This window comes from Bacillus cereus group sp. MYBK108-1 (assembly GCF_051917185.1).
Classification (GTDB): domain Bacteria; phylum Bacillota; class Bacilli; order Bacillales; family Bacillaceae_G; genus Bacillus_A; species Bacillus_A cereus.
The window spans coordinates 202007-213343 of sequence record NZ_JBQAHZ010000002.1; the positions used below are offsets into that span (position 1 = coordinate 202007).

Below are 11337 nucleotides of genomic sequence, written 5' to 3' on the forward strand. Positions count from 1 at the left end.
AAAGATAAAAATGCACATTAAAGATCGAAGTTCAATTCATGAAAATCAAGAAGTAGAAGCGTTTTGGAAGGAGCAATTATCTTCCGAGGTTCTCGATTTTTCTGTATTTAATAGCGATAACCAACTAAATAAAGAAACACCTTGTGAGTTCGTTCAAGTCATAGTGAATGTAGAGTTTAGTAAAAATATACAAAAAATATGTAAGTCTCAAGATTTATTATTATTTAGCTGGTTTCAAGCCGCTTTAAGGGTTTGTTTGGCACATTATACAGATCAAGAAAGAATTACTATTAGTATTCCTATAATTGAAAAGAATCTTGAACAAAGTGAGAATCTTAATAAGTTGATTCCTTTAGGAAGTGAAATTCATCCGCATCACACCTTTAAACAATTAGTAAATGAGATTGAACAAACGACTTTATTCGGGTATGAAAATCAGGAGTATCCGCTCTCTGAATTATTAGTTAAACACAATTTAACTCCTTTTCAAATTGTAATCGGGATGGAAGGATTACATAATGAAAATTCGCTAGAAGAATACGCAGAGAATAATTTAGTCCTATGGATACGAAGAAAATGGAATGAAATACATAATGAATTTGAATTTCAAATTTCTTGCAAGTCCCGTTCATTCTCTTCTTTGCAACAGTTTGCCAATTCGTATTGTTATGTTTTAAAGCAAGTTTCACAAAACCCGAATTTGGCATTGAAAGATATTTGTATTATTGCAGAAGAAGAAAAAGAGTTGCTAGAAGGATTGAATACTTTTCAAACGGGCATAGACTTGTTTCAATCATTTCAAGATTTGTTTGAAGCGCAAGTATTAAAAACTCCAGATCAAATTGCTGTTGTTTGTAATGATCAATCTTTGACATATAGAGAATTGAATAAGAAAGCGAATCAATTGGCTTCTATTCTTCAAAGTAAAGGTGTTTCAAAAGAAAGTATTATTGGCGTTATGGTAGATCGGTCATTAGAAATGATTATTGGTATGATGGGGATTTTAAAAGCAGGAGCAGCGTATTTACCAATCGACCCTAACTACCCAACTGAACGAATTGAATATATGTTACAAGATAGTCAAGCAAAATATTTACTTAGTAAGCGAAAAGAGGAAGTATTGCCGCAATTTGCGGGTGAAGTACTGTATCTTGATAAAGAATATCTTTTCCAAGGTGAAGAAAGTAATTTAGTACGAGAACATAATCCTAATGATTTGGCTTATGTTATTTACACATCAGGATCGACAGGAAATCCAAAAGGGGTAATGATCGAACAAAAATCGCTAGTTCATTTTTTAAATGTAATGAGAGAAAAAGTAAAAGCTAATCAATCATTCTTGTTTCTTGCTAGTGTATCTTTTGATATTTCCTTGTTAGAAATATGTCTTCCTTTAACGCAAGGTTCAAAAGTAGTAATTGCTACGGAGGACCAGTTTGCAACAAAAGAATTGGCTCATTTAGTCAAAAAACATAAGGTGGATTTATGGGAATCAACGCCATCGCGAATGGAAGTGATTTTGAGTGATCCAGAAGGGGCAAATTTTCTAAAAGATTTAAAATCTATTTTATTAGCAGGAGAAGCATTTTCCATTGATTTGGTTGAAAAAATTCGTTGTATCAGTGAAGCAACAATTTTAAATATTTATGGTCCCACAGAAACAACCATTTGCGCAACAGTAAAAGACTTGAGCACTTCCAAAGAAGTTACGATTGGCAAACCTAACCCGAATTATCATTCCTATATATTGAATAAGTATGGCCAATTAAAACCATTTGGAATTCCCGGTGAACTCTGCATTGCTGGCGTAGCGGTAGCACGAGGGTATCTTGGTAAAAATAAACTGACAGATGAAAAGTTTGTACCGAGTCCTTTTGCGGCAGGGGAAATGATGTATCATACAGGTGATCTCGTTCGTTGGTTGCCTAATGGAGAACTTGAATATTTAGGTAGAATGGATCATCAAGTGAAAATTCGGGGGTATCGGATTGAATTAAGAGAAATCGAAACTCAATTAAGGGAATATCCAGAAATAAACCAGGCTATCGTTGTTGATCAAGTGTATGGAAATAGGAAATTATTAGCTGCCTACTATGTATCGGATAACAAGGTGTCTTTTGATGAAATCAGAAAATATTTAAGTGATAAATTACCTGAGTTTATGATTCCTGAAAAAATGATTCAGGTAGAAGAGATTCCATTGAATCCAAATGGAAAAGTGGATAGAAAAAGATTGTTGGATATAACACAAACGGATTATGTATCAATTCCATACCTTGCTCCGCGCAATGAAATTGAACAAAAATTAGTGCGTGCATGGGAAAAAGTTATGGAGATCGAGGGAATCGGTATTCATGATAATTTTTTTGCATTAAAAGGAGAATCTATTAAAGCACTTCAGGTAATTAATTTATTAAGAAAAGACGGCTTAAAAATAAGTACAACAGATTTTTTTAAGCACCCCACAATCGCTCAACTGAGTTCTTGTGTAAAGCTAGAGCATAAAGAGGAAAACTTTGAAAGTAGACCAACTCATGTTAAAGATTTGTCTAAGCCATTTTCCTTAACAGAAGTTCAGACAGCGTATATGATAGGACGGAATTCACAGTTTGAATTAAGTGGTATTTCCCCTCAAACATATTTTGAATATGAAACAGCTTTGGATATCAATCGTCTTTCAAAAAGTTTTCAAAAGGTAATTCATCGTCATCCAATGTTGCGAGCTGTAATTTTACCAGAGGGAAAACAGCAAATATTACAAAGCGTTCCTGATTACGAGATTGAAATAGTGAGTCTCATAGATTTAGATGATAGGAATCAACATGCTCGCTTACAAGAAGAGCGTTCTCGAATGACTAACCATGTATTCCCTTTGGGGCAATGGCCTTTGTTTGAATTGAAAGCTTTTCTTTTAAAAGAAGACACGTATTTATTATGTTTTCGATACGATGCTTTATTAATGGACGGAGCAAGCATGAACATTGTTGGACAGGATTTGTTGCATTATTATTATAAACCAAATCAAAAATTAGAATCTTTATCTTTTGATTTTCAAGATTATATGTTTATCTATGATGAAATGGAACAAAGCGAAGAATATAAAACAGCAAAAGATTATTGGACAAGTAAGCTTCCTGACTTTCCGTTTGCACCATCTTTGCTGTTAAAAAAGGATCCAGCAGAGATTGCTACTCCTAAATTCCAATCACTTACAAAAATCCTGGATAATAAAAAATGGACAAAGCTACGAAAGTTAGCACAAGAGAAAGAGGTAACGCCTTCCGCTCTACTTTGTACAATATATGGTGATGTGTTGGCACATTGGAGTAATCAACGTCGATTAGCAATTAACTTGACTATATTTAACCGTTATCCTGTTCATGATGAAGTAGAACAGATTGTTGGAGATTTCACATCACTTATTTTATTGGATGTTGATGTAAAACCAGAGCAAACTTTCTTTACTAGAGTAAAAGAAACGCAAGCTACTTTATTAGATGGCCTTGAACATCGTCATTACGATGGAGTTAACTTTATTCGAGATTTTACTCGATATCATCAAATGACGCCAAAAGCAGTTATGCCAATCGTTTTCACCTCGATGTTAGCAGGTGCAGGTGCTTTCTCTTGGGAACAACTTGGTTCTCTTCGCTATATTCATGCTCGGACTCCACAAGTGTATTTGGATAATGTAGTAATTGAAAAAAATGGAGAGTTATTAATTAGCTGGAACTATGTTGAAGAGTTGTTTGATGTTGATGTAATAGAAGCAATGTTTTCCCAATTTGTTGACTTATTGGAACAATTGGTGAAACAAAGCGATATAACATCTTTGCAGATGAAAGAATCGGATCAAACTTTAATTAAGCAATACAATGAAACAACAGAAAAAATACCTTCAACTACTCTGTATCAATTATTTACAGACCAAGTAAAACGTACACCGGATGAAGTAGCAGTGGTATTTGAACAAGAATGGTTAACATACTCGGAACTTCATAAACGTTCTAATCAAATTGCCCACTTCTTAAAAGAGCAAGGCATTGGTCTAGGTGACAAAGTGGGTCTTTTAGCAAAAAGGCGAGTTGACACAATTGTTAATATGTTAGGTGTTTTAAAATCAGGTGCCGCTTATGTTCCGATTGATCCCGATCATCCTTTAGATCGCCAAACATATATTTTAAAAAATAGCTCATGCAAGCTTTTATTAGAACCTAGTCTTTATGAAGAAAATCATTTGTCATTTTATACAACAGAAGATATGCCCGCTATTGCTGGTCCAGAAGATATTGCCTATATTATATACACTTCAGGAAGTACAGGAAAACCAAAAGGAGTAATTATTACTCACCAAGCGGTTACAAATACTATTCAAGACATAAATCAAAAATATGAGGTGAATGAAGATGATCGTATTATTGGTATCTCTTCCATGTGTTTTGACCTATCTGTATACGATATTTTCGGAGCTTTAAGCACAGGTGCAATGTTAGTAATGATTCGTGATCCGAGAGACATGCAAGAATTAATCCGCACTGTCGAACGTAGAGGGATTACAATTTGGAATACAGTGCCTGCAATCATGGATTTGGCATTGGAGCAAGTAGGTTCTCATTTTGAATATCCTTCTTTACGTTTAGTTTTACATAGTGGAGATTGGATTCCGCTTTCTTTACCAGAAAAAATAAAACGACATTTTCCGATTGCAGAAGTAGTCTCACTAGGAGGGGCAACAGAAGCATCGATTTGGTCAATTTATTATCCGGTCAAACAGGTGGAATCACATTGGAATAGTATTCCATACGGGATGCCCTTGGCAAACCAAACGTATTATGTGTTGAACTATGAAAAGAAAATGTGCCCTGTTGGTGTAATTGGAGATTTATATATCGGGGGAGTGGGCCTTGCTAAAGGATATTTAAATGATGAAAAGAAAACAAATGAAGCGTTTGTGTCACATCCTGATTTTGGTCTTATATATAAAACAGGGGATTGTGGAAAAATGCATTCTGAGGGATATATTGAATTTTTAGGCCGCCAAGATTACCAAGTGAAAATTCAGGGATATCGAGTAGAGTTAGAAGAAATCTCTCATTGTCTTCTAACTTATAAACAAGTCGAACATGCTGTCGTAATTGATCAAACAGATGAGAACGGAATAAAATTTTTAGTTGCATATGTGGTAACTGAGCAAAATATTAGTACAACAGAACTACGAAAGCATTTGCAAGATCACTTGCCAGATTATATGATTCCTTCTTATTTTGTTTATTTGGACCAATTACCCCTGACTCCAAACGGGAAATTAGATAGAAAAGCGCTCCCTACTCCGGAGAAACAAAAAAATGAAGTATTTATTGCCCCAAAAACTGAAATGGAAAAAATATTAACTAGTATTTGGCAAGAAGTACTCAAAATAGATCAAGTTGGAGTAAATGATCATTTCTTCGCCTTAGGTGGAGATTCGATAAAAGCGATTCAAGTGTCCGTCAGACTGTATCGACAAGGATTCGAGCTTGAACCAAAAAATATATTTTCATTTCCTATATTAAGGGACATGGTTCAATTTGTTAAAAAGCTAGACCAGTTTTCAAGTTCACAAACAAATGATGTAAACATAATGAACGATAATAAAGCTACATTACTAAATGTTAAAGATAAACAACTTAATCAACATACACTTAACAAAATACAAGAAAAAATGCCGGATATAAAAATAGAACGTATTTACCCGTTAGCACCTTTCCAGGAAGTTATTTATGAGCATGCTACGAATGAACCTGATACAAATGCATATTTTGAACAAACAATTTGGGCACTTGAGGGGGAGCTGGATATTAAACTCTTTATTCAGTGTTTCCAACAATTAGTTGATCGTCATGATTCTTTAAGAACAATAATTGTGCAAGATGAACAAGCAAAACCTTGGCAAGCTGTTCTATATGATGTTCAAATAAATTCAGAAATAAAAAACTTGATTGAGATGACGAAACAAGAACAGCAAGAATTCCTAAAACAGTGGATGAATGAAAATTTAAGTCGAGGATTTAAAAATGATGAACTTATGACACGTCTCTGTATATTCCAACTAGGTAATAACGAGCATAAAGTAATTTGGAGTTCCCATCATCTATTATGTGATGGTTGGAGCGTCAGCATTTTGATAGACGAATTATTCCAGCTCTACGAAACTACAAATGCCGGAACTACGGCGGGGTTACCCATGGTAAAACCTTTTGAAACATTTATAGATTGGACTTTGGCACAAGATCATGAGAAAGCACGTCATTTTTGGCGAGATTATTTATCAGGATACAATCAGAAAATTAGTATTCCTAAAAAGAAAGTCCCATCTAAAAGTGAAGGGTTAAACTTCACTTTTATGGATTTAACATTAGACAAGGATTTGACTGATCAGTTACAAACATTTGTAACTAAAAATAATATAACTATGAATACGGCATTACTAGCTGTATGGGGAATATTGCTTGGCAAATTCAACGGAACGAGAGAAGTAGTATTGCCTAACCTAGTATCAGTCAGACCTCCCGAAGTAGAAGGAATTGAAAATATGTTCGGTCTGTTCACAAATGTTTTGCCTATCCGATTAGCATGGACAGAAACGCAATCTTTTGTGGACTTCCTGCAAAAGGTACAACTAGAGACATTGAAATGTAATGAGTATGTATACTATTCATTTGTTGATATACAAAAGCAAAGTGAATTAAAAACTGAGTTGACTGACCATCTTTGGGTTTTTGAAAACTATCCAACTAATCCAGCAATCTTTTCTTCAAATGAAAACAGACATTTTGCTATCACGGATTACGAAGTTGTTGATGAGCCACATGTAAAGTATGGAATTATGTGCTTCCCTGAAGAAAGACTTACAATAAAGTTTGGATATGATCAAACGGTATATGAAACAGAGAAAATACAGGAAATATTAAATCACATCCAGGGGTTAATCAACACGATTCTTCAAAATCCAATACAAACAATTTGTGATTACAAATTATAAAAAATGAAAAGGCGAGCAAGAACTCGCCTTTTTAAATAGAATAGGAGTAAATCAAATGACAAAAAAATTACAGTTATCAGCCGAAGAAATGCGTCAGTTAGGATATCAAGCGGTTGACTTAATTGTTGATCATATGAATCATTTAAAAAGTAAACCAGTTTCAGAAACGATTGATAGTAATATTTTTAGAGACAAGCTAATTGAAACGATTCCGGAAAACGGATCTAATCCAAAAGAATTACTTCATTTTCTTAATAACAATGTGTTTAATCAAATTACTCATGTGGATCATCCTCATTTTATGGCTTTTGTGCCAGGTCCTAATAATTATGTTGGTGTATTAGCAGATTTTTTAGCAAGTGGGTTTAATGTATTTCCTACAGCTTGGATAGTAGGTGCAGGTGCCGAACAAATTGAATTAACGACAATTAACTGGTTAAAATCAATGCTAGGATTCCCTGATTCAGCTGAAGGATTATTTGTCAGTGGTGGTTCCATGGCTAATTTGACTGCACTTACTGTAGCGAGACAGGTCAAGCTGAATAATGACATAGAAAATGCGATTGTTTATTTTTCTAACCAAACTCATTTTTCTGTAGATCGAGCACTTAAAGTATTAGGTTTTAAACAGCATCAAATTTGCCGAATTGAGACAGATGCAGACTTAAAAATTTCAGTTAGTACTTTAAGAAAACAAATAAAAGAAGATCGATTAAAAGGGAAAAAACCATTCTGTGTTATTGCTAATGCAGGGACAACGAATTGCGGAGCGGTGGACTCCCTCGATGAATTGGCTGATGTATGTGGTGATGAAGATATATGGCTACACGTGGATGGGGCTTATGGGGCTGCAGCAATTCTCAGTGAAAAAGGAAGGGAGTTATTAAGTGGAATTCATCGTGCCGATTCTTTAACGTTAGACCCGCATAAATGGCTTTTTCAGCCTTATGATGTTGGTTGTGTACTTATTCGAAATAGCCAATATTTAAGTGAAACATTCCGTATGATCCCAGAGTATATTAAGGATACAGAAACTAATATAGAAGAAAAAGTGAATTTTGGGGAGCGTGGAATTGAACTTTCTCGTAGATTTAGAGCATTAAAGGTATGGCTTTCTTTTAAAGCATTCGGAGTTACAGCTTTTCGTGAGGCAATTGATCATGGCATTATGCTAGCTGAACAAGTTGAAGAGTTTTTAAGGAAAGAAAAAGATTGGGAAGTAGTAACACCTGCCCAATTAGGAATTGTTACTTTTCGTTATATTCCATGTGAGCTAACATCTACAGATACAATTCATGAAATAAACAAAAAATTGGTGGAAGAAATTAATCAAAGAGGATTTGCTATGCTAAGTACGACTAAATTAAAAGAAAAAGTAGTAATTCGACTTTGCTCTATCAACCCAAGAACAACAAAAGAAGAAATACTTCAAATCATGATGAACATAAAAGCATTAGCAGAGGAAATAAACACATCGCCTAAACATCTTATATCTGTTTCTCAACCTTGATATATTAGGCGGATTTTACATATTAATAGCCGATTCTTATTTAGAATCGGCTATTATATTTAAATGATAAATACATATATACTATTTATAAGTGTTTCTCTTGTAATGGGATTAAGCCTCAACCTTGGATACTCGTTTGAAACCAGTCTTTATTGCTTGTACTATTTCGTTCACAGCATAAATAGATACATCGGCATTTGGATTTAACCCTTCAAACCAGTGATAGGCATTTGGATATAAATGAAACTCCACATCAACACCAGCTTGTGCTAGTTTGCTTACATAGGTTAATGTTTCGCTGCGGAATGGATCTAATTGACCAACAAATGTGTAAGTATACGGTAAGTCACTATAATCCTCAGCTCGAGAAGGTGCTGCATAGGCAGGGATTTGATCCGTTCCATACATTTCTCCTAAATACATTTTCCAGCCAGCTTCATTTGCCTTTTGGTTCCAAACAAATCCCTCTTTAATTTCATTCGCTGAAGGTGTATCATTTCTGTCATCAATCATTGGATATAGTGGCATTTGTAAACAAATTGAAGGATATTTTCGATCTCGTGCTAATAATGATAATGCTGCTGTTAGTCCACCGCCAGCGCTTACTCCTGCAACCCCAATTCGATTCGAATCAATGTTTAATGACTTTGCATTATCAGCAATCCATTTTAAAGCTGAATAACAATCCTCAATTGGTGCTGGGTAAGGGTGTTCAGGTGCTAAGCGGTAGTCTACAGACACGACCACACAGCTAGCTTCTTTTGCAAACCTCATACAAGTATCATCGTTATCATCTATAGACCCTAAGATATAACCTCCACCATGTATCCATAATAAGACAGGTAAAGATTCATGATTTGATTTTGGACGATAAATTCGTAATGGTAACGGATTATCATCAGGCCCAACAATGACTTTATCTATTAAAGAAAGGGAGTCATCAACAACGGTAGGTGGTCTCATTTGAGCTATTCCTTCTCTGATTGATTGCAAATTTTCTGGGCGTAAATCGAGATCCGGAAACATCTCTAACCCTTGTAATAATTCTGGATTTACTCTAGTTTTCATTTTAGCACCTCTATTTGTAATTGTTTTCAAATAAATGAAGTGTATTCTAAGTAGTTTAATTGTGAAAGAACACCACAATTAAATTGTAAATTGGATATGTTATAACAGTCAACAGAATATTCGGAAATTAAAAGCTTTCTCAAGAAGGAGTTTCATGCAATCAATAATACAAGTAGTGGATTTAAGAGCAAAGTGTTTTAATGGCGTTGTAATTATGTACATTAGAAAAATTTCTTTTCTAGACTCATGAAGAATTATGAAAAGCAAAATTTTATAGATAGTTATCTTAAAAATAAACAAAGAGAGAAGAACTAACCAATGTTCTTCTCTCTTTTTCATATGTAATTAGGGTATCCATAACTGTAAATACGGATGGTATAGATTAATGGATAAATAATTTATTTTATTTCATTTTCAATATTGTAAGGCTTGGGGCTAAGATTTACAAAGGTGACTAGTAAAAAATATAACAATATAAGTATAAGATTTTGTACTTAGTAATCTCGCGTTTTAAGGCATGGCGTTGGATAAGTGCGGGGAGTTCAATCGATTTTGAATAAAATTGATAGTATCAGTTGCAATTTTTTTACGTTTAAGAACGATCCCGGCATGCCCACATGTATAAATATATCGTGTAGGTCTTTCCCAAGATTCCCACAAGTAGTCTGTATCCTCAGAATGCACATATAGATCATGCTTACCTGAAATTAATAAAATATTTTCTTTTTTTACTTTTGGCAATGCTTGACTCGGTTCAGTGATTTTCCAATAATCTATTAAATCATCATACGTAACACCATGATGTTCCAAGTCTTCTCTAATAAATTTACCCGGAATTGTATTCCAAATAGAATAAGAAAGTCGATTTGCATAGAAAATGGATGCTAACACATCAATTTCTTCTTCAACAAGAGAGGTTAAGTTAGTAATAAATCCGCCTAAACTAATCCCTATTAGAATCAGGGGACCATTTTTATTTGCTTTAATCCATTTAATCAAAGCTCGTAAATCAGCTATCGCTTGTCTAGTTGCTTGTACTGTTCGTTCAATATTTGCACTTACCATATACTCTCCACTGAATAAGGATTGATCGGGTTTTCTTTCAAAATGATAGGGTAGAGTGAAATAATACATATTCCACTTCAGGTTGGTCATATGGTCGTGGAATATTTTTTTTACACGTTCGTTAGAATCCATTCTCCAACCGTGAACAAAGATAATATGAGGTGCATTTTCATTTTTATGTAAGAATAATTCCCCAGTTACAGAGTCGTTGCGTGAATCACCGGATTGAACCGAACTTTTATAGTTGAATTGCCCAACCATGTATTCATTTTCTTGCTTTGAATGCTTAATGTCAAAATGAATATGTGATGGTTTTACTTTATAAAAAGATTCTATGTCCTTTATATTTAATGAAGTGTTAGAAAGGGAAGTAAACTGAAACGCTACACTTCTTTTTTTGTGTAAATCATATAAGGCATACCGATCAATGAGTTTTGAAAAAATCAAATTAACTTCCTCCAAAATACATATTGTTTAAAAAATAGTAGGTGCTTGAATTATAAAAATAGAGGATAAATTTGTATATTATATTATAAAGCTTACAATAAAAAATTTATACTAAAATTTAAGAAGCAAGTTAATATTCTTATCCATATAAAAGAATATTAACTTGCTTCTTTTCTTATTAAAAGCTGTAATTTCTATGAAGAACAACTTACAATTCCCATATAGA

Annotated in this window: 4 protein-coding genes; 2 read left to right on the forward strand and 2 right to left on the reverse strand. The window is 34.0% G+C overall.

What is annotated here, in order from left to right; genetic code table 11:
• The first annotated feature begins 10 nt into the window (after window positions 1–10).
• Both ACTFSL_RS05430 and ACTFSL_RS05435 read left to right on the forward strand, forming a co-directional pair.
• Window positions 11–7021 (forward strand): amino acid adenylation domain-containing protein, encoded by a 7011-nt coding sequence (locus ACTFSL_RS05430; protein ID WP_440041323.1) that lies wholly within the window; start codon window positions 11–13, stop codon window positions 7019–7021.
• A 55-nt stretch (window positions 7022–7076) separates the two neighbouring features.
• Window positions 7077–8531 carry a pyridoxal phosphate-dependent decarboxylase family protein gene (locus ACTFSL_RS05435; protein WP_440041324.1) on the forward strand — a complete coding sequence of 485 codons (1455 nt, stop codon included), beginning with the start codon at window positions 7077–7079 and terminating at the stop codon, window positions 8529–8531.
• A 111-nt stretch (window positions 8532–8642) separates the two neighbouring features.
• Here ACTFSL_RS05435 and ACTFSL_RS05440 read toward each other — a convergent pair whose 3' ends face one another.
• A complete protein-coding gene (locus ACTFSL_RS05440; RefSeq protein WP_103622010.1) occupies window positions 8643–9599 on the reverse strand; it encodes an alpha/beta hydrolase in 957 nt (318 codons plus the stop codon).
• Between the two features lie 510 nt (window positions 9600–10109).
• Window positions 10110–11111, reverse strand: a complete 1002-nt coding sequence (locus ACTFSL_RS05445; protein WP_440041325.1) for an alpha/beta hydrolase — start codon at window positions 11109–11111, stop codon at window positions 10110–10112.
• Between the last annotated feature and the right edge of the window lie 226 nt (window positions 11112–11337).